The organism is Nonomuraea sp. B208, from assembly GCF_057536035.1.
The window spans coordinates 107,190-131,492 of record NZ_BAAJOU010000010.1 but is presented as its reverse complement, the minus strand read 5'-3'; the positions used below and the strand labels follow the sequence as shown (position 1 = coordinate 131,492).

Sequence of the window (24,303 nt, the reverse complement as noted above, 5' to 3'; positions counted from 1 at the left end):
CTTTCCGGCGCGGGCCCGGGAGGCTCCAGGGCGCTCATCGGGTCACCCGCCCCTCCGTCGCGAGGACGCCTGCGGCCGAGTCGGCGACGATGCGGCCGTCGCGCATGCTCACCTGCCGGGGCAGGCTGCCCGCGATCTCGTGGTCGTGCGTGATGATCACGATGGTGGTGCCGGCCGCGTTGAGCTCGTGCAGCAGCTCCATCACGCCCGCGCCGGACACCGAGTCCAGCGCGCCGGTCGGCTCGTCGGCCAGCAGGAGCGGCGGCTCGCCGGCCACCGCGCGGGCGATGGCGACCCGCTGGCGCTCCCCGCCGGACAGCTCGTGCGGCTCGTGGTCCAGGCGATGCCCCAGCCCGACGCGCTCCAGCGCCTCGGCGGCCCTGCGGCGGCGTTCCGAGCGGCGCAGGCCCGTGTAGATGAGCCCGTCGGCCACGTTGTCCAGCGCCGGGACCCTGGCGGCCAGGTGGAAGTGCTGGAAGACGAAGCCGATCGTGGTCGCGCGCAGCGCCGAGAGCCGGCCGTCCGAGAGCGCCGCCACGTCGTGCCCGTCGATCCGGACGGCGCCTGAGGTCGGCCGGTCGAGGGTGCCGACGACGTTGAGCAGCGTGGACTTGCCCGACCCCGACGGGCCGACGACCGCGACCAGCTCGCCGTGCTCGACGCGCAGCGACACCGACCGCAGCGCCGCCACCCCGCCGGGGTAGGCGCGGGACACCTCCGTCAGGGCGATCATCGGGTACGTCATCGCGGCATCCCCACCGTCATGCCCTCACGCAGCCCCTCGCCCTCGACCTCGACCCGCCCGCCGGAGAACAGACCGGTCTCGACGGCGACGTACCGGGCCGAGCCGCCCTCGACGACCTGCAGCCCGAACCCGCCCTCCCGCAACGCGACCAGCGCCGCGACCGGCACGGTGAGCACGTTCTCGCGCCGCGAGGCGGTGAAGGTCACGTCCACCGCCGCCCGGTCCAGGCCCTTGGCGGCCTTCACGGCCTTCGCGGACGTGAGGGAGACCAGGGCCTCGACCCGGGTCTCGGGGTCGGCCCCCTGGCCCTCGCCCGGCTTGATGACCGTGGCGACCTCGGTGACCTTGCCCGGCACCGTCGTGCCGTCGGGCAGCGTGACCCGGACCTTGGCGCCCTTCCGCGCCATCCGCTGGTCCTCGGCGTCCAGCTCGGCGGTGACGACCTTGGACGTTCCGGTGTAGGTCAGGATCTTCTGGCCCGGCTGGGCCGGCTGGCCCTTCTCGGCCTCCAGACTCTCCACGCGCACCTTCCCCGGCGCGAACACGACCCGCCCCAGCTCCACCACCCCGGTCTCCTCCAGGCCGCGGTCGGCCTGCCATTCCCTGACGGCCGCGGCCGTGCCGTAGGTGTACTCGTCGTCCACGGTGAAGCCGTCGTAGCCGAGGCGGCGGAGGTTGCGCTCCAGGTTCTCGACGTCCGAGCCCTCCGTGCCGACCTTGAGGTCGCGGTAGGCGGGCGTGTCGCCGTACATGAGGGTCACGGGCTCGTCGTCCACCCGGTAGAGCGAGCGGCCACGGGCGATCCGCGCGCCGCTCGCGGGCAGCCAGGTGATCGTGCCCGGCCTTCTCGCCACGGCGCCGGTGACCGGGCCGTGGCCGAGCTCGCCGTCGGCGTCCACGGTGTCGTCGAGGGTCTGCCTGGTCACCGTGGCGGTGGCCGGGGGCAGGATCGCGGCCGTGCCGGTCGGGCCGGCCCCGCCCGTCAGCGGCCCGGCGGCGTTGATCGTGACGAAGGCGCCGCCCGCGGCGGCCAGCACGACCAGCAGCCCGGCGGCCCACCGGCCTCTCATCCCAGACCTCCCATGCCGGCCTCGGCCATCTCCTTCTGGCACTTCTCCTGGGCGGTCTTGAAGTCGGGGTCCTCGCCGACGTCGCGGGTGATGCGCATCATGCCGCCGTCGGGGTCCGGGAACTTCTCGACGCCGTTGTCCCGCATGCACTGCGCCGCCTTGCGCAGCGCCTCGGCGCGCTTGGGATCGCCGCCGCCCTTGAGCTGGCCGCCCGGGGCCCACTGCTTGCACGCCTGTGCGGCCTGGTCGACCTTCTCCTTCGGCGTGCCGGGACCGATCCTCATCGTGACGCCCTTGCCCGGCTCGGGGTCGGGCATGTCGATGCCGTGCTCGCGCATGCACTGGGCGAACTTGATGCCCTTCTCCTGCGGATCGGCGCTCGGCGGCGCGCTGGTCGCGGCCTGGGTGCCGGTGACCGACGCCACCTCGGAGCCGCCGTTTCCGCCGGCCGCGCAGCCGGTCAGGAGCAGGGCGAACGCGACGGGCGCGGCGGCCAGGGCACTGCGGGCTCGTCCTCGCATGAGTGGTCTCCCCCATCTGGTTGGTACGTCATGTGGGTCTTCGATGGGAGATGCAATAGGCCGGGCTGTTTCCTCCGCGTTTCCTGGTGTCGCGCCCTGCCGCTTACCTTCGCCGAACGCCGTCTGAGCCACACTCGGCTCCGTAGCCGAAGGAAAGGGCCGGAGAGAAGCCATGCGGGTGCTGGTGGTCGAGGACGAGCACGTGCTCGCCGACGCGATAGCCGAGTGGCTGCGTGAGGAGACGCACGCGGTCGACCTGGCGCACGACGGCGAGGCGGCGCTCGAACGCCTCGCGGTCAACGACTACGACGTGGTCGTGCTGGACCGCGACCTGCCGCGCGTGCACGGCGACGACGTGTGCAAGGAGCTGGTGGCCTCGGACTCGGCCGCGCGGGTGCTCATGCTGACCGCCGCGGCCCAGCTCGACGACCGGGTGACGGGGCTGTCCATCGGGGCCGACGACTATCTGCCGAAGCCGTTCGCGTTCCCCGAGCTGGCCGCGCGGGTGCTGGCGCTCGGCCGGCGGTCGCGGCCGGCCGCGCCGCCGGTGCTGCGGCGGGCCGGGATCACGCTCGACCCGGCGCGGCGCGAGGTGTTCAGGGACGGGCGGTTCGTGCCGCTGGCGAGGAAGGAGTTCGCGGTGCTCGCCGAGCTGCTGCGGGCGCAGGGCGGCGTGGTCTCGGCCGAGCACCTGCTGGAGAAGGTGTGGGACGAGCACGCCGACCCGTTCACGGGGGCGGTCCGGCTCACCGTGCTCAAGCTGCGCCGCAAGCTCGCCGGCCCGCCCGTGATCGAGACCGTGCCGGGAGTGGGGTATCGGATCGGATGACCGGACACTGGAGGCCGCGCGGGCCGCGCACGTTGCGGCTGCGGCTCACCCTCGGGTACGGCGCGATCTTCGTGGTGGCCGGGCTGGCGCTGCTCGGGGTCACGTACGTGCTGTTCGACCAGCAGCTCACGCGGTCGTTCGAGGACCGGTTCACCACCGCGCCGCCAGGGCGGCACAAGCAGCTCATCATCGTCGCGGGCGACGTGCAGCTCACCGGGGACGCGGCCGTCGAGTGGCTGCGGCGGCAGGAGGCGGAGCTGCGCGGGGCCGCCGGCACCTCGCTGCTCGCGCAGGGCGTGCTCGCGCTGGCCGTGGTCGGCGGGGCGGCGGTCGCGTTCGGCTGGGTGGTGGCCGGGCGGATGCTGGCCCCGCTGCACCGCGTCACCGACACCGCCCGCCGGATCGCCGCCGCCCCGCTGGCCGAGCGCGGGCTGCACGAGCGGATCGCGCTGGAGGGCCGCCCGGCGGACGAGGTCAAGCGGCTCGCCGACACCTTCGACACGATGGTCGAGCGGCTGGACCACTCCTTCGACGGGCAGCGCAGGTTCGTCGCCAACGCCTCCCACGAGCTGCGTACGCCGCTCACGCTCAACCGGGCGCTGGTCGAGCTGGCCATGCACCGGCGTACGGCCTCGCCGGACGTCAAGGAGCTGGGCGAGAGCCTGCTGGAGATCAACGCCCGGCACGAACGGCTCATCTCCGGTTTGCTGCTGCTGGCCCGCTCGGAGCAGGAGATCGCCGACCGCTCGCCGGTGGACCTCGCCGACGTGGTGACGCACGTGGTGCGGCAGACGGCCGGCGACGCCGCCGCGGCCAAGGTCACGGTGTACGAGGTGGCCGGCCAGGCGCCCGTCACGGGGGACGCGCTGCTCCTCGAACGGCTGGTGCACAACCTGGTCGAGAACGGCATCAGGTACAACCTGGACGACGGGAGCGGGTGGGTGCGAGTGGTGAGCCGTACGGTGGCCGACGGCAAGGCGCAGATCGAGGTCAGCAACACCGGGCCGGAGGTGCCGCCGTACGAGGTGCCGCCGCTCTTCAAGCCCTTCCACCGGCACGGCGCCGAGCGGGTGGTGACGGCGCGGAGCGCGGGGCTCGGCCTGTCGATCGTGCGCTCGATCGCGGTGGCGCACGGCGGCGACGTGAGCGCCCGCCCCCGCGAGGACGGCGGCCTCGTCGTCACCGCCACCCTCCCCCGCGCCCGCCACTGACCGGCTGGTCAGGCCCCGCCGAGCAGCGCCCGCAGCGTCGCGTCGGCCCGCCCGGCCTCGACGGTGACGATGTCGTACGCCGCCACCCCCGCCACCGCGAACGGATCCTCGGCCGCCGCCCGCTCGACCCGCTCCCGGTCGCCGACGGCGAGGATCACGCCGCCGAGGTCGTCAGGGACCGTCTGCCCGGACAGCAGGAACATGCCGTCGGCATGCCACCGCTGGAGGTAGGCGACGTGGCCGGGGACGTGCGGCGCGACCTCGGCGGGCGGCGCGGTGTAACGCACCAGCAGCACGTGCAGCACCGGCGGGCTCTCATCGGCTGGTCGACCACTCACCTCGGGCGCCTTTCTCCCTCGCGGCTCGCGCTGTGCGGGCACCACCCTGCCAGGCCGGGCCGACAGAATCGGGGTATCGGGGCCGGGGGCGCGGGTAGTGATCGCGGAAACGCACGGGAGGAAGTCGCTCATGTCCGCTCCCTCGATCCCCCGCTTCCACCTGGCCGTGCCCGTGGACGATCTCGACGCCGCCCGATACTTCTACGGCGAGCTCATCGGCTGCGCCCAGGGCCGCAGCTCCGACAGGTGGATCGACTGGAACCTGTACGGGCACCAGTTCGTCACCCATCTCGCGCCAGGCGCCGCCGGGGAACGGGCGCGCAACCCGGTGGACGGGCACGACGTGCCGGTGCCGCATTTCGGGCTGATCCTGACGATCCCGGAGTTCCACCGGCTGGCGGACCGGCTCAGGACGGCCGGCGTCGCGTTCGTCATCGAGCCGTACCTGCGCTTCGCGGGCCTGCCGGGCGAGCAGTGGACGATGTTCCTGCTCGACCCGGCGGGCAACGCCCTGGAGTTCAAGGCGTTCGCCGACGACGCGCAGATCTTCGCGGTCCACTAGCCGAGGGCGGCCGTCCGCAGCGAGCGGTAGAGCAGGCGGGCGTCGCCCAGGTGGTGGCGCAGCAGCTTCTCCAGGCCGCCGATCGGCACGAGGTTCTGCGGCGCGCGCGGGTCCTTGTAGTCGACGCCGGCGAGCGGCGGCAGCGCCAGGGTCACGGCGTCGGCGAGCCGTACGACCTGGGCGGGCTCCAGCTCGGCGCTCGCCTCGCAGCGCGCGACCCCCGCCCACGGGGCGGAGGAGCGGACCGGCAGCCGGACGTACCAGGCGTGCCGCCGCCAGCTCGTGCCCATGAGGAACACCGGCGTCCGCTGCCCCGGCGCGAGCGCCGCCACCACCGAGGACTGCGGCGGCGGCAGGTAGGCCGTGTGGTGCGTCTTGATGTAGCCGACCGTGCGCGGCAGGTGGGTGCGGCCCCGCAGCGGGCCGTCCACCAGCAGCAGGTCGTCGCTCTCCGTGCGGTGGCGCACCGCCAGGTCCACTTCGAGCTGGGTGACCTGCCGCTGCAACGCCAGGGACAGCTCCTCGAAGCTGGCGTCCGCGGCCTTGCTCGGGTGGTAGGTGGCGTGCGGCGTCTTGACCTCGGGGGTGTTCGGGGAGGCGGAGATGAGCGTCCTGCTGACCTCGATCGCGGCCAGGTCGGCGCCCTCCGGGCCGCAGCGGACGATCCCGGCCGCGTACGAGGCCGCGATCCCCGGCACCGGCATCGGCGCCCCGGGGTCCTCGACCCAGACCCGCGCGTCCACGCGGCGTACCCCGTCGGCGACCAGCAGCGTCGTCGGCGGGACCGCGTCGGGCGCGGGCGTGACCGGCTGCCAGGCGGCGGGCTGGAGCTCGACGTCGAGCACCAGCTCGGCACTGGTGGCGCCCATCTCGGCGATGTTCTCGACGGCGAGCGCGGCGGCGTAGCCCGGGTCCCACGGGTCGACCGTGAAGCCGCTCACGCGATCCCGGCCTTGCGGACGTGGGAGCCCTTGCCGTCGCGGCTGACCTCGAAGCGCACCGGCACCCGTTCGGCCAGCGCGGGCACGTGGGTGACCAGGCCGATCATGCGGTCCTGGCCGGCGGCCAGGCGTTCGAGCGTGGTGGCGACGGTGTCGAGCGTGGCCGGGTCGAGGGTGCCGAAGCCCTCGTCCAGGAAGATCGAGTCGAGGCTCTTGGCGACGGACCCGGACAGCGCGAGGGCGAGGGCGAGCGCGGCCTGGAAGGTCTCGCCGCCTGACAGGGTGCGGGCGCTGCGCCGCAGGCCGGCCTCGGCGTGGTCGATGACCTCGATGTCGCCGGTGCGGTCGGCGAGCGCCAGCTCGTACTGGCCGTCGGACAGCTCGCGCAGCGTCTCCGAGGCCGTGGCGACGAGCACGGCCAGGGCCTCGGCGCACAGCCAGCGCTCGAAGGCGTTGGCGCGCAGCCGCAGCGCGAGCTCGTGGGCGACCTTGGCCTCGTGCTCCTTCATGGCGACCCGCTGCTCCAGGTCGGCGGCGCGCTTGCGTTCCTCCCTGAGCCGGTCGAGGTCGCTCTCGGCGCGGGCGAGCGCGCCGGCGACGGCGGCGCCGAGCTGGTCGGGCGAGGCGTCGCGGGGCGGGACGACGCCGTGCTCGGCCAGGCGCTCGGCGAGCCTGCGGCGGTCGGCGGCGAGGCGGTCGCGGGCGTCGGCGAGCTGCTTCTCCCGGGCGGCGAGTGCGGCGCGGGCGGTCTCGGCGGCCCGGTCGCGCCAGGCGAGCAGCTCGCTCCAGGCCCGGTGCAGGTCGTCGCGGACGAGGGGCGGCGGCGCGTCCCCCTGGACCTGCTCGTCTCCCTGGGTCTCCTCGCCGCTACCCGACGGGGCTTCGGGCCCGAAACGGCCGCCGGAGACGAGGAGGCGGTCGCGGGCGGACTCCAGCGTCTGCCAGGCCGACGCCGTCTGGCGTTCGACCTGGTCGGCGTGGTCGCGGGCGCGCTGCAGCCGGCCGCGGGCGGCGCGTACGGCGGCGCGGGCCTCCCCCGCCACCGCGTCCGCCTTGGCGATCTCCGCGAGCCGGGCCTCCAGCTCGGCGCGGTCGCCGGGCGCGGGCAGCCCGGCGAGCCGGGACTCCAGCCCTTCCGCCTGCCTGGCCAGCAGCGACGCCGACGTCTCGGCCTTGGCGTGCGCGGCGCGGGCGCGCTGGGCCTGCTCGCGCGCCTGGGCGAGGGCGCGGTCGGCGGTGCGCATGTCGGCGGGCGAGCGGTGCAGCGGCAGCTCGGCGACCGGGTGGTGGCAGACCGGGCACGGCTCGCCGACGGCCAGCCGGTGCACCAGGTGGGCGGCGGCGTGGGCGTCGCGCAGGCGTTCGCGCCGCTCCTCGGCCGCGTCGGCGGCCTGCTCGGCGGTCTCGGCGGCGGCGGCGAGGTCCGCGAGGCCCGCGACGGCGGCCTCGGCCTCGGCGCGGGTGCGGGCCGCGTCGGCGGCGAGCCGTTCGCGGGCGTCGAGCGCGGCCAGCTCCGCCCGAGGCGCGCCGCGGTCGCCCAGGGCGGCCAGCGCCTCGAACGCCTCGTGCTCGTCGGCCTCCAGCGTGGCGACCTCGCGGGCCAGCGTCTCGACGGCCTCGGCGGCGGCGCGGCGGGCCGAGGCCAGGGTGGGGACGGCCTCCGGCATGGCCAGCCTGGCCAGCACCGCCTGCCGTTCGGCGACGGCGGCGCGCTCCTGCTCGGCGCGGCGGATGTCGCCCTCGCGGGTGCGCAGCAGGTCGAGGTCGGCGCCGATGGCGTCGGAGAGCCGGCGCAGCGCCTCCATGCGCTCGGCCAGCTCGCGCTCGGCCTCCTCGCTCGCGCCGGACAGCTTGGCGAGCTGGTCGCGGGCGAAGGACGCCTCCTGCCTGGCGCTCTCCTCCTCGCGGGCGGCGCGCTGCCTGATCAGCTCGTACACGTCGGCGTCGAGGAGCTGCACCAGCAGGTCCTGGCGTTCGCGCGGGGCGGCGTGCAGGAACTCGGCGAAGCGGCCCTGCGGCAGCACCACGCACTGGGTGAAGAAGCGGTATTCGAGTCCGGTGACCCGCTGCGCCTCGGGGGTGACGCCCTCGCCCTCGGCGAGCGGCTTGACCACGGCCTCGAACGCCTGCTCCAGCGGCGCGGCCGGGTCCAGCTCGTCGAGCCGCGCCTCCTTGGTGCGGACCGCGCCCTTGGCGTCGCGCACCATCGCGCGGACCACGCCGTAGCGGCGGCCGTCGCTGTCGAAGACCATCGCGACCTTGCCGGCGGCGACGGACGGCGCGAGGGCGTGCGCGACGGCGCCCTCCCTGCCCCAGCGCGGCACGGTGCCGTAGAGGGCGAAGCAGACCGCGTCGATGATCGTGCTCTTGCCGGCGCCGGTGGGGCCGACGAGCGCGAAGTAGTCGGTGTCGGAGAAGTCGACGACCACCGGCTCGCGGAAGCTGCCGAAGTGGTCGAGGTGGAGCAGCAGGGGACGCATCAGCCGGTCACCTCGTCGTAGAGCCGGTCGAACAGGCCGGCCACCTGGTCGTCGTGGCGTCCGGTGGCGGCGAGGTAGTCGCGGAACAGCTCGCGGGGGCTGCGGCCGGCCGTGCCGGCCCGGCGCGTGGCGGGCACCGGGCGGAACTTCTCGTCCAGCATGACGTCCACGGCGGCGCCCGCGAGCAGCTCGCGTACGTCGTCGGCGAGCCCGACCCGGGGTTTCTCCTCCACGACGACCTTGAGCCAGTCGTCGCCGGGGTCGATGCCCTCCAGCTGCTCCAGCGTGCCGCGTACGGTGCGCAGCCGGCGGGCGGAGGAGAAGGTCAGCTCGCGGACCACGGCGGGCCGGCCGGGCGAGACCTCGACCAGCAGCGCGCCGGGCACGTTGCCCTCCTCGCCGAAGTCGACGTTGAGCGGCGAGCCGCTGTACCAGATCGGGCAGGGGCCGGGGATCTGCTGGCGGCGGTGCAGGTGACCGAGCGCGGCGTATTGGGTGGTGGCGGGGAAGGCGGTCGGCTCGAAGTAGTACGAGAAGATCGACTGGGCCTCGCGCTCGCCGCCGCCGAACGCGCCACCGGGCAGGGTGCCGTGGGTGGTGACGAGGTTGACGGTGTCGCCGTGGAAGCCGGCGGTGAGCGCGCCGATCAGCTCGCCGATGCGGGAGGCGTAGTCGCGGTTGTGCTCGGCGGCGGTGCCGGTCAGCACCTCGGCGGCGCGTACGACGTAGCGGTGCGACAGGAACGGCAGCACCGCGAGGCGCACCGGCTCGCCCGTGCGCGCGGTGAAGGCGAGCGTGCCGCCCGCGTCGGGGCGGCGGAAGACGCCGACCACGTGCAGGCCGAGCTTGCCCAGCACGGGCCGGTAGACCTCGAGGAGCTGCGCGTTGTCGTGGTTGCCGGCCAGCACGACGACGTCGCGGTTGTCGCCGCGCAGCGCCATGAGCGCGCCGAGCACCAGCGACTGCGCCTCCGGCGTGGGCGCGGAGGTGTCGAAGAGGTCGCCGGCCACGATGACGGCGTCCACGTCGTGGGTGCGGGCGGCGGCGACCAGCTCGCGCAGCACCTCCCGGTGCTCGTCGAGACGGGACCGGCCCTTGAGCACCTTGCCCACGTGCCAGTCCGCGGTGTGCAGGATCTTCACGAGACCACCTGTGTGTCAGAAGGGCGGGATGTCGTCTTCGATGGCGGACGGGAGGCCCTGGAAGGGGTCGCCGCCCGTCCTCGCGCCCGGCCTCTCGTCGGCCCGGGGCGCGGCCTCGGCGGGCCTGGTGGCCCAGGCGGGGAACGGGAAGGCCACGGCCAGCGGCACCGGGATCTCCGGCTGGGCCACGAACATGGTGCCCGGCTTGGCGATCGTGGCGCGCTCGCGGACGGCCGGGGGCATCCAGCCGTACTCGGAGCGGGCGGCCTCGGCCGGGTCGAGCCGCCCGGCGACGCGGACGGCGCTGTTGGAGACGATCCGCCGCTCCACCTCGGAGGCCGTCTGCTGGGCGCCGATGAGGATGACGCCGAGCGAGCGGCCCCGCTCGGCGACGTCCAGCAGGATCTCCTTGATCGGGGAGTCGCCCTCGCGCGGCGCGTACTTGTTGAGCTCGTCCAGCACCACGAACAGCAGCGGCTTGGCGCTGCCCGAGGACTCCTTGCGGTGGAACTCGCCGCGCAACACCACGCCGACCACGAACCGCTGCGCCCGCTCGGGCAGGTTGTGCAGGTCGACGATGGAGACCTGGGCGTCGGAGGTGCTGACCGAGTGGCTGCGGTAGAAGGGCAGGTCGCCGCGGACGATCGGGGACAGCGGGCGCACGGCGCTGCGCAGGCGGCGCAGGAAGGCGTTGACGGTGCCGAGCGGGGTCTGCGCGCCGGTCCAGTCCCTGCGGGTGTCCTCCTCCTGGAGCTGGTCGGAGAGCATCTCGACGAGGTCGGCGAAGGTGCGGCAGGTGGTGCCCTGCACGCGTACGGCGCCGCCGTCGCCGATCGGCTCGGCCCACGACTTCAGCCGGGCCGCGACCTGCCCGACGAGCAGGGAGTAGCCGGCCCGTTCGTCGTCGGCGTCGGCGAAGACGAAGCGCAGCAGCTCCTCCTGGCAGAACTCGACCAGCGTCCAGTAGAAGGCGCTGACGCCCTGCGTGCGGGCGGCGACGTGCGGGACGCCGTTGGGGTCGTTGGGGCGCGGCGGGGCGAAGACGTGGACGCTGCCGAAGGCCCGCGCGGGCAGCCCGAGCCTGGCGTAGCCGTCGCGGGCGCGCTGGTCGAGGCGGGTGTTGTCGTGGTCGAGGAAGAGCAGGTCCTCGCCCTTGACGGAGAAGATGAGCGCCTTGGTGTTGGCGGACTCGGCGTCGAGCACGCCGGAGTTGAAGATCGAGTAGAGCAGGAACGTGGCGAAGGAGGTCTTGGTGGCCACGCCGGACACGCCGGAGATCGACACGTGGGCGCCGCGGGTGCCGTCGAGGAAGTCGAAGTTCACGTAGAGCGGCTGGCCGTCGCGGCCCATGCCGAGCGGGATGCGGCGCTCCATGACGTCGAAGTAGAGCGCCTGGTCGCGGTCGCCGGAGCCGGCCAGGTAGACCTGGGAGCCGGGCAGCGGCGGCACGAACACCTCCGGCTCGACCCGGGTCACCCGCACCTCGGCCACCTCGACCACGGCGGCCGGCAGCGCGCCGTCGGCGATGAGGAACACGTCGGAGTCGTACGCGGCGCCCTCGTGCCGGGCCTCCACCGTGGTCACCACGCCCGCGACCAGCACCGGGCCGTGGCCGGGCACCTCCCGCCTGGTCACCACCACGTCGTCGAGCTGGAGGACCCTGCCCGGCTCCAGGCCCACCCAGAACGAAAGCGGCGAGGCCGCCTGCGTGCCGAGGACCCGCCCGACCACCTCACCGGTCACCTGCGCCCCGCCTGCCGCTGTCGCCGCCTGCGGGCTCGCCGCTCCGTTGACCGTCACCAATCCCTCCGCCCCCAACCAACGCCCTTCCCAAGGAGGGTAGTAGGGCGGGCGGGGTGCGTCCGGCTCATTCGGCCGCCGGTACCCCTTTTCAGCCGCCCGTCCGGGTGACGGGAACGCGGTGGACGCGCAGCTCGTGCGCGCCGTCGGCGCGGGTCATCTCGTAGTAGAGCCACCAGTGGTCGTCGTGGAGCAGCGCGTCGAGGTAGCGGACCGAGCCGGTGCCGTACGGGGAGGTGACCCAGGGGCCGTACTCGGACAGCCGCCGCCAGGAGAACAGGTCGGCGGAGACGGCGACGCCGCAGCGTTCCTCGTAGTTCTCGGTGTGGGAGGCCGAGCCGTCGTAGAAGCCGACGTAGCCGCCGCCGGGCACGGGGACGACGCTGTTGAGCCGGGCCTGGTAGCGGTCCCAGCCGGTGCCGACGGGCAGGACCGCGCCGCGCCAGGTGAACGACTCGCCGTCGAGGCTGGTGGCCAGGCCGGTCGGGTGGACGGTCGCGCCGACGTTGTAGATGTCGGCGGTGGCGTGCGCCTCCGGGTCCGGGCGGTCCAAGGGCGCGGCGTAGCTGGCGAACAGGTACGTGACCGGCCCGGCCCGCAGCACGAACGGGTCCTTGACCCCTTCGGTGCCGGTGGAGGCCGCGGTCAGGACCGGCCGGGCCCGGGTGACGTCGAACCGCGACGGGTGCTCGGCGGTGAGCGCGTCGATGCGCCACCGGTTGTCGGCGGGGTCCACGTACGACAGGTAGAGCCGGTAGCCGCCGCTGACCGGCATCAGGCAGAAGCGTTCCATGGAGGGGGTGCCGAGCTCGTCCTTGTGCACGCTCCACACGTCGGTGAACCGCAGGCCGTCGTCGCTCACGGCCACCGCGCACTGCCAGCCCCGCTCGGCCGCCGCGCCCCTCGGCCGGCGCCGGCGGTAGGTGAGCCAGAACCGCTCGCCGTCGTGCAGGACCCCGGCCGCGCCGCTCCAGTAGCCCGGCTCGTCCTTCTCCGGCTCCATCACCACGGAGCCCGCCACCGGATCGAACGCGGACAGCGGAGCGAACACACGATTTGCCACTTTGTCTACCTTTCGTACAAGAAACTGTCCAGGGCGACGGCGGCTCCGCCCACGACCCCGGCGTCGCCGCCGAGGGTCGGACGCTCCACCCGTACCATGTCGCGCAGCACGGGGAACACCTTGGCGCGCAGCGCGGCGCGCACCCGGTCGAAGACCGGCTCGGGAGCCGTGCGGAAGATGCCTCCGAGCAGGATCAGCTCGGGGTTGAGCAGGTTGACCACGCTGGCCAGGCCCGTGGTCAGGTGGCCCGCGACCTCGCCGAGCAGCTCGTCGTCCAGCTCGGCGAGCGGGTCGGGCGAGGGGCGGCCGAGCCGCTCCGCGAGGTACGCCTCCGACACGACGGTCTCCAGGCAGCCGGTGGCGCCGCAGGCGCAGGTCCTGCCCTGCTCCCGCACGCGCAGGTGGCCGAGCTCGGTGACGCCGTACGCGCCGGGACGGAACGGCTGCCCGCCGATCACCAGCCCGGCGCCCACGCCGGTGCGGACGTGGACGTAGAGGAGCGGGTCCGCGCCGCCGGTCGCGCCGTAGCGGCTCTCGGCGAGCGCCATGGCGCGTACGTTGTGGTCCACGACCGCGGGGACGCCGAGCGCGGGCTCCAGCAGGTCGGCGAAGGGCACGTCACGCCAGCCGAGGTTGACCGACAGGACGTTGCGGCGGTGCTCCGCGTCCACCGGGCCGGGGGCGGCGACCCCGACGCCGAGCAGCCGCCCGTCGGGCAGGCCCTTGGCCAGCAGGGACGCCTCCTCGGCGATGCGCGCGACCACCCTTCCGGGCCGCTCGGCGGGGTCGAAGGCGAACGACGCGCTCCGCGTCACCCGGGCCCTGAGGTCGCACAGCCCCAGCTCGACGGTGCCCGCGCCGACCCGTACGCCGATGACGTTGCGCGCGTCGGCCCTGATGCCGATGCCCGTGGACGGCCGGCCGACCCGCTGGCCGGCCCCCTCCACGGCACCCTCGGCGACCAGGCCCTCGTCGAGGAGCTGGCCGACGACCTTGGTCATGGTGGTGGCCGACAGGCCGAGCCGCCGCGCGAGGTCGGCGCGCGGCTGGACGCCGTCGTCGCGCAGGCTGCGCAGCACGAGCCGCAGGTGATGCCTGCGCACGTCCTGGACCGGTGAGATCCGCTCGCCCATCGTCGCCCCTTAAGTAACTACTGGTGAGAAAATAAGGCTTCCGTCCGAATTAGGCAATATGTCGCGAATCTGGGGCGTCCGGGTCGTAGGCTGCCCGCGTGATCAGCCGTGCCGCCCGGGTGGAGTCCCTCCTGTCGGCCGCCGTCGTCCGCTGGGAGCCGGTGCCGCCCTGGTCCGTGGCGCGGGCGCGGCTCGGCGCGGGCGGATCGGCGATCGTCAAGTGGACGCGCCCGCACGTGCTCCAGGCGCGGGACGACGGCCGGCGGACCCGTACCGAGGTGGCCGCGCTGCGCTTCCTCTCCGACGACCTGGGTCTCGACCTCGCGCCGCGCGTCCTCGCCGCCGACCTGGACGGCGGCCTCGTGGTGCTGGAGGACCTGTCCCCGCGTACGCCGCTGGACGGGCTGCTGCACGCGGACGGCCCGGCCCCGCACGCCGCCCGGCTCGCCGCCTTCGGCCGCGCCCGCGGCACCCTGAGCGCCGCCACCGCCGGCCGGGCCGCCGCCTACTACGCCCGGCGGGCCGCGCTCGGCCCGGTCTCCCCCGCCGAGGACCGCGCCGGGCACCTCGCCGGGCACCACGAGCGGGGGCTGCGGGCGTCCGCCGACTTCGGCGCGCCGGTCTCCGGCCGCGCGGCGGACGAGCTGGCCGCCGCCGTGGCCGAGCTGCGCGAGCCCGGGCCGTTCCTGGCGCTGAGCAACGGCGACCCGGAGAGCAACAACGTGCTCGTCCACGCCGCCGGCGAGCCGGACGCCCGGCTCATCGACTTCGAGTTCGCCGGGTACACGCACTGCCTGCACGACGCCGTCTGCCTGCACGTCCCCGGACCCGGCTGGCTCTCGGTGGCCGATCCGGGGCCGGCCGCCGCGTACCGGCGGGCTTTGGCGGCGGGCGTGCCCGAGGCCGAGGACGACCACCGCTACGGCTTCGGCCTCGCCGCGGCCTGCCTCTGGTACGCCCTCGTCCGCGCCGAACGCCTGCCGGCCCTCGACGCCCGACCGCCGGGCGACGACAGCCGGGCCCAGCTCGTGGCGACCCTGGAGGCGGCGGCCGGCGTCTCGAAGGGCGCGCTGCCGCACCTGGCGGGCTGGGCGGACCGGACCGCCGGACTGCTCCGCCGCCGCTGGCCGGACGCGGACCGGGATCTCGGCGGGCTGCCGCCGTACACGCCGCGCCGCCGGGTTCCCGACCGGGCCTAGCGGGAGCCGATCCCGGCCAGCTTGTCGGGGTTGGTCACCGAGTAGATGCCGCTGATCCGCTCACCGTCGGGCGCGAGCTCCACGACGACGACGGCCAGCGGGCTGTCGCCGGAGAAGACGAGCGCGCACGGGTCGCCCGCCACCCGCCGGTAGCGGAGGTCCAGGCCGCCGTCGGGCAGCGTCGCGGCGACCGACACGAACAGGGCGGCCACCCGGTCGCGGCCGTGCACGGGACGCAGGCTGGTGGCCGGCCCCTTGCCGCCGCCGTCCGTCCACAGGGTCACGTCCGGCGCCAGCACCTCCAGCAGGGCCCTCAGGTCCCCGCCGAGCGCGGCCTCGGCGAACCGCTCGGTGACCCGGGCGTGGACGTCCGGCTCGGCCCGCCTACGGGGGCGCCGCGCGTGCACGTGGCGGCGGGCACGGGCGGCGAGCTGGCGGACCGCCGCCGGCGTGCGGCCCAGGATGCCCGCGATCTCCGGATGGCCGTACCCGAACACCTCGTGCAGCACGAACACCGCCCGTTCGAGCGGTGACAGCGTCTCCAGGACCACCAGCATCGCCATCGACAACGACTCGGCCCGTTCGGCGGCGGCGGCCGCGTCCTCCTCGACCGTGATCAGCGGCTCCGGCAGCCAGGGGCCCACGTACGTCTCCCGCCGGCGGCTCAGGTCCGCGCGGCGGGCCAGCGCCTGGTTCACCGCCATCCGCACCAGATAGGCCCGCGCGTTCTCGACCGGCCCCGCGGCCGGCCTGGCGCGGCGGGCGGACCAGGCCAGCCACACCTCCTGCAGCGCGTCCTCGGTGTCGGCGACGCTGCCGAGCATGTTGTAGACCACCGAGAACAGCAGCTCGCGATGGCCGAGGAACTGCTCCGTGGCGGTCGCGTCCCCTGGGGTCGATGTCATGGCGAACCTCCTCATCCGCCGCCGAAGAGCGCCGTCACGCCCGAAGTGTGACATCGACGCCCGATGTCACATCCGTCCGCCGGGACTCCTCTCTGGTGGCGTCACGACTGATGGAGGAGATTTCGATGCGTACGCTGATCCGCGACGTCCGGTTGTTCGACGGCGAACGGTCCGTGGCGAGGACCGACGTGATGATCGAAGGCGGGTCGATCACCGCGGTCGGCGCCGGCCGGCCGGCCGACGCCGAGGTGAGCGGCGCGGGCAGGACGCTCCTGCCGGGGCTGATCGACGCCCACACGCACGTGTTCGACGGCAGCCTGGCCCAGGCCCTGCGGCACGGGGTCACCACGGAGCTCGACATGTTCTGCCTGCCGCAGATCCTCGGCGAGCAGCGCCGGCTCGCCTCCGAGAGCGACGACGTGGCGGACCTGCGCAGCGCGGGCACCCTGGCCACCGCGCCGGGCGGGCACCCGACCCAGCTCCTGGCGGCCCTGGCCGGCACCGTGCTCGCCGGCCTGGAGGCCCCGGAGATCGACTTCGTGTCCGACCCCGCGCAGGCGCCGGCGTTCGTCCGGGCCCGGCTGGCCGAGGGAGCCGACTACCTCAAGATCGTCATCGACGACGGCAGGGTGCACGGCGCCGACCTGCCGGCCATGACGCCGGACGTCGCCACCGCCCTCACCGGGGCGGCGCACGACGCCGGGCTGCGGGTCGTCGCCCACGCGATCACCGCGCCCGAGGTGGAGATCGCGCTCGACGCCGGCGTGAACGGCCTGGCCCACGTGTGGACCGACCTCGCGCCCGGCGACCCGGCCTCCCGGCGGCTGGCCGAGCGGGCCCGCCGCCAGGAGGTCTTCGTGGTGACCACGCTCGCCTATTTCGAGGCGATCACCGCTCAGCACGTCAGGACCGCCGACTGCGCGCGTCCCGGCAGCTCGGCCAACGCCGCCGGCGCGCTGCGGGACCTGCACCGGGCCGGGGTGCCCCTGCTCGCCGGGACGGACGCCACCCCGTTCACGCCCGCCCACGGCGCCGGCCTGCACCGCGAGCTGGAGCTGCTCACCGAGGCCGGGCTCAGCCCCGAGGAGGCGCTGGCCGCCGCGACCAGCGTGCCCGCCCGGCACTTCGGCCTGGACGACCGCGGCAGGATCGCCCCCGGTCTCCGCGCGGACCTGGTGCTGGTCGAAGGCGACCCGACCCGTGACATCACCGCCACCGCCTCCATCGTGGACGTCTGGCGTCGAGGAGTGCGCCAGACCCGCTAGGCGAGACCTTGCCGACACGCACGGATAGTGGAAACTTGAACCCTTCGTCCCCACCCGTCCGGGAGCCTTCCGTGCGTGTCGCCCTGCTCGTCCCCCTCGCCGCCCTGCTGTTAGGAAGCGCCCCCGCGGCCGCCGCGGCCCCCGAGGTGCTGGACTACACGTGCACCACGACCGCGACCGGCGACAAGCAGAACGTCAAGCTGAGCGTCGAGCTGACCGTGCCGGCCACCGGCGGCGTCCAGCAGCACCTGACGATCACCTGGAAGGGCTCCTACTCCGGGTCGGCGCAGCTCCTCGCGCCCGCGACCGGCCTGGAGGCCGGGCTCAACCTGTACGCCTACGCCGGCATCAGCGGCATCCCCGGCCTGACCTCGGCCACGGGCGTCGCCCAGCTCACCGGCGTCTCCCCCGGCGCGCCGATCACGCTCCCCACGACGACGGTCAACCTGACGACCACCCCGTCGCAGGCGGGCACGGGCAAGGTGCACGCGGCGTCCGTCAACTTCGGTCCCAGCCCGCAGGATCCGGTGATCGAGTGCGAGCTGCCGAGCACCGCCAAGCCTGTGGACCACCCGCTGACGATCAGCGCCACGGGCGGGTCGCCCAGCCCGACCCCGACGTCGAGCACCACCCCGAGCCCGACCCCGACGCCGACTCCCACCCCCACTCCCACCGACGACGACAAGGAGGAGGACCCGGAGGACGACGCCACGGAAAGCTCCACGGCGGTGCCGTCCGGGGGCGTCTCCACGGGAGGCGGCGGCGAGGCCGGCCCAGACGGGCGGGTGCTGATCCTGACCGGCTCCCTGCTGCTGCTGGCCGGGGGCACGGGCCTCGTCCTGCGCCGCCGCCGGCTGCCGGCGTGAGCGTGATCGCGATTGTGACCAGGAGCACGTGCCCGAGAGGGGGCCCCGGTATTCCCCGGCTGCGAAGGTTAGCCTAACCTTAGCTTCATGACTGAGGAGATCTCCCTCCGCGGCGCGGAGCTGTGCCTGAGCTACCACGGCACCCCCGTGGTCCAGGACGCCCGCATCGCACTCCGTCCCGGCCGCGTCACCGCCCTCGTCGGCCCCAACGGCAGCGGCAAGTCGACCCTGCTGCGCGCGCTGGCCCGGCTGCACCGCCCCGACAGCGGCGCGGTGACCCTGGCCGACGGCTCCTCAGCGCTGGACCTCACGCCCCGCGACTTCGCCCAGCGGGTGACGCTGCTCTGCCAGAGCCGCCCCACGCCGGGCGGCGTCCAGGTACGCGACGTCGTCGGCTACGGCCGCCACCCCTACCGCCGGCGCTGGCAGTCCGGCGACCCCGAGGGCGAGGTGGCCGTCGCCCGCGCGATGGAGCTCACCGGCGTCGCCGTCATGGCCGACCGTCCCGTGGACGAGCTGTCCGGCGGCGAGCTGCAGCGCGTCTGGCTGGCCACCTGCCTGGCCCAGGACACCGGCGTGCTCCTGCTCGACGAGCCCACCACGTTCCTGGACCTGCGCTACCAGGTGGAGCTGCTGGACCTCGTCCGCGACCTCGCCGACGACCACGGCGTCGCCATCGGCGTCGTGCTGCACGACCTCAACCAGGCCGCCGAGATCGCCGACCACGTCGTCCTCCTGCAGGGCGGCCGGGTCCGCGCCGAGGGCACGCCCGCCGAGGTCCTCACGACCGAGTTGCTCACCGCCGCCTACGGCATCCGGATCGAGGTCGCCTGCGACCCCCGTACGGGCACCGTGAGCACCCGCCCGGTCGGCCGGCACACCCGCGCGGTCCCGGTCGCCGTCTGATCTCTCTCAGCACCCTCTCCCCCGATTCACCACACGTCAGGAAAGACCATGCGCAAGACCCTGCTCGCCCTCGCCTCCACCGTCCTGCTCGCCACCGCGTGCGGGACGACCGAGGCCCCCGTGACCGAACAGGCGGGGCCGAGCGGCAGTCCCTCCGCCGCCACCAAGATCACCGTGACCGACAGCCGTGGCAAGGAGGTCACGCTGGACCGGCCGGCGACCAGGGTGGTCAGCCTGGAGTGGGCCGAGACCGAGATCCTCGCCTCCCTCGGCGTCATGCCGGTGGGCGCGGCGGACGTGAAGGGCTACGCCACCTGGGACACCGCCGCCAAGCTCGACGACTCGGTCAAGGACGTCGGCACCCGGCAGGAGCCCAGCGTCGACTCCATCAGCGCCCTCCAGCCCGACCTCGTCGTGATGGAGGCCGCGCGGGACGCGCCGCTGATCGGGCAGCTGGAGAAGTTCGTGCCGGTGCTGGTGACCAAGGGCAGCGACGGCAGCGACAACATCAAGCGCATGCGTGACGACCTCGACATGATCGCCAAGGCGGTCGGCAAGTCCGACCAGGCGACCAAGCTGATGGCCGACTTCGACGCCGCCATGGCCGCCGGCAAGCAGAAGCTGGCCGACGCGGGCGCGGCGGGCAAGCCGTTCGTCATGGCCGACGGGTGGAAGCAGGGCAGCACCATCTCGGTCCGCCTGTTCGGCAAGGGCTCGCTGGTCTCCGAGATCGCGGGGCAGCTCGGCCTCACCAACGCCTGGACCGGCAAGGTGGACGAGCAGTGGGGCCTCGGCACCACCGACGTCGAGGGCCTGACCGCGCTCAAGGACCCCGACATCCGCTTCTTCTACAACGCCTCCGACGGCGACGACGTCTTCGCCGACGGGCTCGCCTCCAACGCCATCTGGAAGTCGCTGCCGTTCGTCAAGAGCCAGCAGGTCCACAAGCTGCCCAACGGCATCTGGACCTTCGGCGGGCCGCTGTCGGGCCAGCAGTTCGCCGACGCGCTGGTGAAAGCGTACGCGGGTTGAGCAACGCGCCACGACCCGGCTCGGGCGCGCCGGCCGGGCCGGTTCTCGCGCCCGAGCCGCCGGGCACGCCGCTCCGGCGGCTCGGCGCCGCCGGGGTCTTCGTGCTCGCGCTGGCCGCCGTCGTCGTGGTGGCGGCCGTCCACGTGACGCAGGGCACCTCGTCGATCGGCGCGTTCGACCTGCTGGCGCTGCCGTTCGGCGGCGACGAGGAGGCCGCCCGCGTGCTGCTGGCCTCCCGCCTGCCCCGGCTGCTCGCCGGGGTGGCCGTGGGCGTCGCGCTCGGCGTCGCGGGCTCCCTGCTGCAGTCGGTCGCGCGCAACCCGATGGCCGCGCCGGACACGCTGGCCGTCAGCTCCGGGGCGTACCTGGCGGTGGCGACGGCGGCGGCGTTCGGGCTGGCGCTGCCGCTGCCCCTGTCGGGCGGGCTCGCGCTGGTCGGCGGCCTCGCCGCGGCCGGGCTGGTGATGGCGCTGTCGGCGGGCGGGCGCGCCGGGACGACCCGGCTCATCCTCGCCGGGTCCGCCACCGCCCTGGCGCTCCAGTCGCTCACCAACCTCGTCATGATCCTGTTCGAGCAGGAGACCACCGGGCTGTACGCCTGGGGCAGCGGCTCGCTCGTGCAGAGCGACTTCGGCGCCGTCGCCCAGCTCGGGCCGCTCATCGCGGCGGTGCTGGTGGCGGCCGTGCTGATCGGGCCGCGGGTGGACATCCTCGGCCTCGGCGACGACACCGCCGCGGTGCTCGGCGTGAACGTGCGCCGGATGCGCGGCTGGCTCGTCCTGATGGCCGTGCTGCTGGCGGCGGCCGCCGTGACGATCGCGGGGCCGATCGGGTTCGTCGGGCTCTGCGCGCCGGTGATCGTGCGCCTGCTGCCGAGGACCATCCCCGGGCTGCACCGCAACCGGGCGCTGCTGCCGCTGTCCGGCCTGGCCGGCGCGCTGATCGTGCTCGGCTCCGACATCCTGCTGCGGGCCGCGCTCGGCGGGCAGGCCGGGGTCGAGGTGCCGCCCGGCGTGGTCACGACGATCCTCGGCGCGGGCGTGATGATCTGGCTGGCGCGGCGCTACCGGGACGCGGGGCCGACCCGCAGGCCGCCTGCCGTACGCACCGGCGGGGCCCGCGGCCGCGGGGCCTTCCTCACCGTGGTGGCGGTCTGCGCCGCGCTGCTGGTCGCGGCGCTGGTCGCCGGCCTGCTCGGCGGCGACCGGTGGCTGCTCACCGGCGACGTGCTCAACTGGCTGCAGGGCCGCTCGGGGCGGGCGCTCACGTTCGTGCTCGACCAGCGCTGGCCCCGGGTGCTGGCCGCCGTGCTGGCGGGGGCCGCGCTGGCCGTCGCGGGCGCCGCGGTGCAGGCCGTGTGCCGCAACCCGCTGGCCGAGCCCGGCGTGCTCGGCGTCACGGCCGGGGCCGGGGTCGGGGCGATCTCGCTGCTGGCCGCCGCGCCGCTGGCCGGCGTCTGGATGATGTCCGTCACCGCCGGCGTGGGCGCGCTGGTCGCGTTCGCCGTGGTGTACGCGCTGTCGTGGCGCGGCGGGCTGCACTCGGACCGGCTGGTCCTGATCGGCATCGCCATGCAGGCGGCCTGCTCGTCGGTCACCGTGCTGATCATCGTCAAGTCCGACCCGTGGAACACCGCGCTGGCGCTGACCTGGCTGTCCGGCTCCACGTACGGCCGGGTGCCCGCCCAGCTCGTCCCGGTGGTGCTGGCGCTGCTGGTGGCCGTTCCGTTGCTGGCCTGGCTGCGCCGCGACCTCGACCTGCTCGCGCTGGACGAGGACACCCCGCGCGTCCTGGGCGTGCCCCTGGAGCCCGTCCGCCTGGCCGCGCTGGGCGCGGCGGTCGTGCTGACCAGCACGGCGGTGTCGGCGGTGGGCGTGGTCGGCTTCGTCGGCCTCGTCGCGCCGCACGCCGCCCGCGCCCTGGTCGGCTCGCGGCACGCGCGGGTGCTGCCGGTGGCGGCCCTGCTCGGCGCGTTGCTGGTGAGCCTCGCCGACACCCTGGGCCGTACGGTCATCGCCCCCGCCCAGGTGCCGGCCGGCCTGGTGACGGCGCTGATCGGCACGCCGTACTTCGTCTACCTGCTCTGGCGGGCCCGCGCCCAGGCCGACGCGAGCTGAGGCGCACGCCGCGGGCCGGGGCAGACTGGACGGATGACATCAACCGATCATCGACCGGTCAGCCCGTTCGAGGAGCGGCTGTGGGCGGCCCACCAGGACGGCCAGACCGCGTTGTGCCTCGCCCTGCTGCGGGACACGGAGCTGGCGCTGCCGATCACCGCGGCCGCGGCGGCCGGGGACGAGCCGCCCGCGTGGGCGACGGTCGCGGACGGTCCGCGTACCTGGGTGGTGGCGTACACGTCGGTGGAGGGCATGCGGCTGGCCACCGGCGGGGCGGCTCAGCACGGCCGGATCGCCGCGCTGCCCGAGCTGGCGGCGGGCTGGCCGGACCCCCGGTGGGGGCTGGCGGTCAACCCCGGGTTGTCCGCCGCCTTCCTGCTGGAGCCGGGTACGGTCGCCAGGCTGGCGGTCCCCACGCTGATCCAGGACCTGCGGCTGGCCCCCGACTCGGGGGTGCCGGCGGTGCAGAAGCTGCTCGCGCCCGCCGACGTCCACGATTTGCTGACCGGCGGCGAGCCGCGGATCTCCGGCTACTGCCACCACGCGCTGGACGTCTCGCACATCGCCACGCCGGACGTGCTCGCCGCGGCGCTCGGGCAGCCCGGCATGCTGACGGACGACGGCTCGCTCAACGTGCTGCGCTGGCGGCCCGCCGGCCTGGAGCTCTACCTCACGCCCTACGGCGGGACCGACGAGGAGAGCCGCGCGGCGGTCGCCGGCTGGGTGGTCGAGGAGCCGCCGTTCGTCGGGATGGGCCTGGTGCCGAGCGTCGACCACGTCATCCGCGAGTACAAGGTGTACGACGTGCCGCTCCCCCACGGCGCGGAGATCTGGGAGCTGACCGCCGGGGGCACCGAGCACCGGCGCGCGATGTACCACGGCGACCTGCGGCGATGGCTGCTCATCGGGACGCGGGCGGCATGAGCGGGAGCTTCTACCTGGCCCGCTGGCAGGGCGCCGACTACCCGGCCAGCCCGGAGCCGCACGCCATGGAGCTGTGGATCCGGCTGCGGAGCCCCGAGCCGCTGGACGGTTTCGAGGAGGTCGAGCCCGGTTGCCACGTGCGTACGGTGCCGGCGCCGGAGTGCGAGGCGCTGCACCTGGTGCGGACCGTCTGCCGCTGGCGGCAGGAGTCGTTCCTCGTACGGGAGGAGCGGGACGGGCAGCTGTGCCTGGAGTACCTCGGCGGTTCCGTGCTGACGGCGCGTGGGCTCGGGCTGGAGCGGATCGAGCGCGGGGTCTACCGGCGATGGGTTCCCCGGGAGGAGGTGTCGGATCTGCGTGAGCACGCCATGCCGCTAGATGTCGGGATTCAACACTTTTGATAGATCTCTTGCCTTCTGCTGTTCATGTGACGGAAACTGATCCGTAACACGTGAGTGACGTCGGGGACGTGTGAGCTTGGCAACGGGGGTTTGTCGCGTGGAGTCGTCGGAACGGCCGGACGCCGCGGCGATGCGCGCCTACGCCGACGAACTGCGCGAGATGTTCCGGCAGATCTCCGACGCCGGCCAGGAGCTGCACGAGAAGGCCAGAACCCTGCGGACCACCGCGAAGTCGCGCGACGGCCTGGTGACCGTGACCGTCGGCGCCCGCGGCGAGCTCGTCGGGCTCGACCTCGATCCGCGCATCTACCGCCACCCCGACGCGCGGCGCCTGGCCGGCACGATCCTCGACACCGTACAGCGGGCCACGGACCAGGCGCGCGAGCGCGTCGTGGAGATCCTGGAGCCGGTCGTGCCACGCGACGAGCTCCTCGCCCACCTCGACGGCGACCTCGACACCGCCATGGCCCGCTTCGCCGAACGGATGGAGGGCAAAAGGTGAGGCTCTGGGACGGCACGCAGATCGCGAAGCCCGTCGTCTACCGCGGCATCACGCAGTGGACGACGATGGCCGACGAGCTGAGCGGGGAGGCCACCCGCCTGATCGCCCAGGTCAAGGCCGCGCTCGCGGCCGAGCCGTGGGGCGCGGGCGCCGAGGGCCGGTCCTTCTACGCCGCCCACTTCCGGGGCGACGGCCCGAACCGGATGCTCACCCAGTACGAGGACCTCGCCGAGGCCATCGTCGACGCCGGCACCAGAGTGCGCGCGAACGTCGACAACACCCTGCTCACCGACGCCGACATCAAGAACGACCTGCAGGCCAACCTGACGATGCAGGTCTGACCCCGGCGAC

Annotated in this window: 24 protein-coding genes; 13 read left to right on the top strand and 11 right to left on the bottom strand. The window is 74.5% G+C overall.

The genetic code is table 11. The features are described from left to right. Positions 1-34: 34 nt before the first annotated feature. Genes AC27IY_RS06165 through AC27IY_RS06155 form a run of 3 tightly spaced genes read right to left on the bottom strand, consistent with a single transcriptional unit; the run spans position 35 to position 2,336 of the window. Positions 35-745 carry an ABC transporter ATP-binding protein gene (locus tag AC27IY_RS06165; protein ID WP_423446245.1) on the bottom strand — a complete coding sequence of 237 codons (711 nt, stop codon included), beginning with the start codon at positions 743-745 and terminating at the stop codon, positions 35-37. Next, complete coding sequence (locus AC27IY_RS06160) at positions 742-1,815, bottom strand: efflux RND transporter periplasmic adaptor subunit (protein WP_487177359.1); 1,074 nt, start codon at positions 1,813-1,815, stop codon at positions 742-744. The genes AC27IY_RS06165 and AC27IY_RS06160 overlap by 4 nt, the downstream gene beginning before the upstream one ends. After that, positions 1,812-2,336 (bottom strand): hypothetical protein, encoded by a 525-nt coding sequence (locus AC27IY_RS06155; RefSeq protein WP_423446249.1) that lies wholly within the window; start codon positions 2,334-2,336, stop codon positions 1,812-1,814. The genes AC27IY_RS06160 and AC27IY_RS06155 overlap by 4 nt, the downstream gene beginning before the upstream one ends. A 172-nt stretch (positions 2,337-2,508) precedes the next feature. Here AC27IY_RS06155 and AC27IY_RS06150 point away from each other — a divergent pair, with 172 nt between their 5' ends. Both AC27IY_RS06150 and AC27IY_RS06145 read left to right on the top strand, forming a co-directional pair. Beyond that, on the top strand, positions 2,509-3,165 hold the full coding sequence (locus tag AC27IY_RS06150; RefSeq protein ID WP_423475264.1) for a response regulator transcription factor: 657 nt from the start codon (positions 2,509-2,511) through the stop codon (positions 3,163-3,165). Beyond that, positions 3,162-4,376: a sensor histidine kinase gene (locus AC27IY_RS06145; RefSeq protein ID WP_423475266.1), complete on the top strand. Its 1,215-nt coding sequence runs from the start codon at positions 3,162-3,164 to the stop codon at positions 4,374-4,376. The genes AC27IY_RS06150 and AC27IY_RS06145 overlap by 4 nt, the downstream gene beginning before the upstream one ends. An 8-nt stretch (positions 4,377-4,384) precedes the next feature. Here AC27IY_RS06145 and AC27IY_RS06140 read toward each other — a convergent pair whose 3' ends face one another. After that, a complete protein-coding gene (locus tag AC27IY_RS06140; protein WP_487177358.1) occupies positions 4,385-4,714 on the bottom strand; it encodes a YciI family protein in 330 nt (109 codons plus the stop codon). Between the two features lie 130 nt (positions 4,715-4,844). On the opposite strand from AC27IY_RS06140, the gene AC27IY_RS06135 reads away from it, so the two are divergent. Continuing rightward, positions 4,845-5,276, top strand: coding sequence for a VOC family protein (locus AC27IY_RS06135; protein ID WP_487177357.1), 432 nt, complete (start codon positions 4,845-4,847; stop codon positions 5,274-5,276). Here AC27IY_RS06135 and AC27IY_RS06130 read toward each other — a convergent pair. The 6 genes from AC27IY_RS06130 to AC27IY_RS06105 form a co-directional block, all read right to left on the bottom strand. Continuing rightward, a complete protein-coding gene (locus AC27IY_RS06130) occupies positions 5,273-6,217 on the bottom strand; it encodes a hypothetical protein (protein ID WP_344206611.1) in 945 nt (314 codons plus the stop codon). The genes AC27IY_RS06135 and AC27IY_RS06130 overlap by 4 nt on opposite strands. Then, on the bottom strand, positions 6,214-8,697 hold the full coding sequence (locus AC27IY_RS06125) for an AAA family ATPase (protein ID WP_487177356.1): 2,484 nt from the start codon (positions 8,695-8,697) through the stop codon (positions 6,214-6,216). Before AC27IY_RS06125 ends, AC27IY_RS06130 begins: the two co-directional genes overlap by 4 nt. Continuing rightward, positions 8,697-9,839: an exonuclease SbcCD subunit D gene (locus AC27IY_RS06120; protein ID WP_487177355.1), complete on the bottom strand. Its 1,143-nt coding sequence runs from the start codon at positions 9,837-9,839 to the stop codon at positions 8,697-8,699. Before AC27IY_RS06120 ends, AC27IY_RS06125 begins: the two co-directional genes overlap by 1 nt. A 15-nt stretch (positions 9,840-9,854) precedes the next feature. Then, positions 9,855-11,639 (bottom strand): ATP-binding protein, encoded by a 1,785-nt coding sequence (locus AC27IY_RS06115; protein ID WP_487177354.1) that lies wholly within the window; start codon positions 11,637-11,639, stop codon positions 9,855-9,857. Positions 11,640-11,730: 91 nt separating this feature from the next. Continuing rightward, positions 11,731-12,702 carry a glycoside hydrolase family protein gene (locus AC27IY_RS06110; protein ID WP_487177353.1) on the bottom strand — a complete coding sequence of 324 codons (972 nt, stop codon included), beginning with the start codon at positions 12,700-12,702 and terminating at the stop codon, positions 11,731-11,733. Between the two features lie 5 nt (positions 12,703-12,707). After that, a complete protein-coding gene (locus AC27IY_RS06105; protein ID WP_487177352.1) occupies positions 12,708-13,835 on the bottom strand; it encodes an ROK family transcriptional regulator in 1,128 nt (375 codons plus the stop codon). Between the two features lie 98 nt (positions 13,836-13,933). Here AC27IY_RS06105 and AC27IY_RS06100 point away from each other — a divergent pair, with 98 nt between their 5' ends. After that, positions 13,934-15,034 (top strand): hypothetical protein, encoded by a 1,101-nt coding sequence (locus tag AC27IY_RS06100; protein ID WP_487177351.1) that lies wholly within the window; start codon positions 13,934-13,936, stop codon positions 15,032-15,034. Here AC27IY_RS06100 and sigJ read toward each other — a convergent pair. After that, entirely contained in the window at positions 15,031-15,939 is a 909-nt protein-coding gene (gene sigJ / locus AC27IY_RS06095; RefSeq protein ID WP_487177350.1) for an RNA polymerase sigma factor SigJ, read from the bottom strand. The two genes, AC27IY_RS06100 and sigJ, sit on opposite strands and share 4 nt — an antisense overlap. 125 nt (positions 15,940-16,064) lie before the next feature. On the opposite strand from sigJ, the gene AC27IY_RS06090 reads away from it, so the two are divergent. From AC27IY_RS06090 to AC27IY_RS06050, 9 genes are all read left to right on the top strand, one after another. Then, entirely contained in the window at positions 16,065-17,204 is a 1,140-nt protein-coding gene (locus tag AC27IY_RS06090; RefSeq protein ID WP_449953717.1) for an amidohydrolase family protein, read from the top strand. A gap of 71 nt (positions 17,205-17,275) precedes the next feature. Continuing rightward, positions 17,276-18,070, top strand: coding sequence for a hypothetical protein (locus AC27IY_RS06085; RefSeq protein ID WP_487177349.1), 795 nt, complete (start codon positions 17,276-17,278; stop codon positions 18,068-18,070). Between the two features lie 87 nt (positions 18,071-18,157). Next, positions 18,158-18,976 carry an ABC transporter ATP-binding protein gene (locus AC27IY_RS06080; protein ID WP_487177348.1) on the top strand — a complete coding sequence of 273 codons (819 nt, stop codon included), beginning with the start codon at positions 18,158-18,160 and terminating at the stop codon, positions 18,974-18,976. Between the two features lie 48 nt (positions 18,977-19,024). After that, the gene (locus AC27IY_RS06075; protein WP_423475282.1) at positions 19,025-20,008 is read left to right on the top strand and encodes an ABC transporter substrate-binding protein; all 984 of its coding nucleotides are present in this window, start codon (positions 19,025-19,027) and stop codon (positions 20,006-20,008) included. Beyond that, complete coding sequence (locus AC27IY_RS06070; RefSeq protein WP_487177347.1) at positions 20,005-22,125, top strand: iron ABC transporter permease; 2,121 nt, start codon at positions 20,005-20,007, stop codon at positions 22,123-22,125. Before AC27IY_RS06075 ends, AC27IY_RS06070 begins: the two co-directional genes overlap by 4 nt. A 33-nt stretch (positions 22,126-22,158) precedes the next feature. Beyond that, positions 22,159-23,049, top strand: a complete 891-nt coding sequence (locus AC27IY_RS06065) for an SseB family protein (protein ID WP_487177346.1) — start codon at positions 22,159-22,161, stop codon at positions 23,047-23,049. After that, positions 23,046-23,450, top strand: a complete 405-nt coding sequence (locus AC27IY_RS06060) for a hypothetical protein (protein WP_344206597.1) — start codon at positions 23,046-23,048, stop codon at positions 23,448-23,450. Before AC27IY_RS06065 ends, AC27IY_RS06060 begins: the two co-directional genes overlap by 4 nt. Before the next feature lie 97 nt (positions 23,451-23,547). Next, on the top strand, positions 23,548-23,952 hold the full coding sequence (locus AC27IY_RS06055; protein ID WP_344206596.1) for a YbaB/EbfC family nucleoid-associated protein: 405 nt from the start codon (positions 23,548-23,550) through the stop codon (positions 23,950-23,952). Next, positions 23,949-24,293, top strand: coding sequence for a hypothetical protein (locus AC27IY_RS06050; RefSeq protein WP_449953698.1), 345 nt, complete (start codon positions 23,949-23,951; stop codon positions 24,291-24,293). Before AC27IY_RS06055 ends, AC27IY_RS06050 begins: the two co-directional genes overlap by 4 nt. Positions 24,294-24,303: the final 10 nt, after the last annotated feature.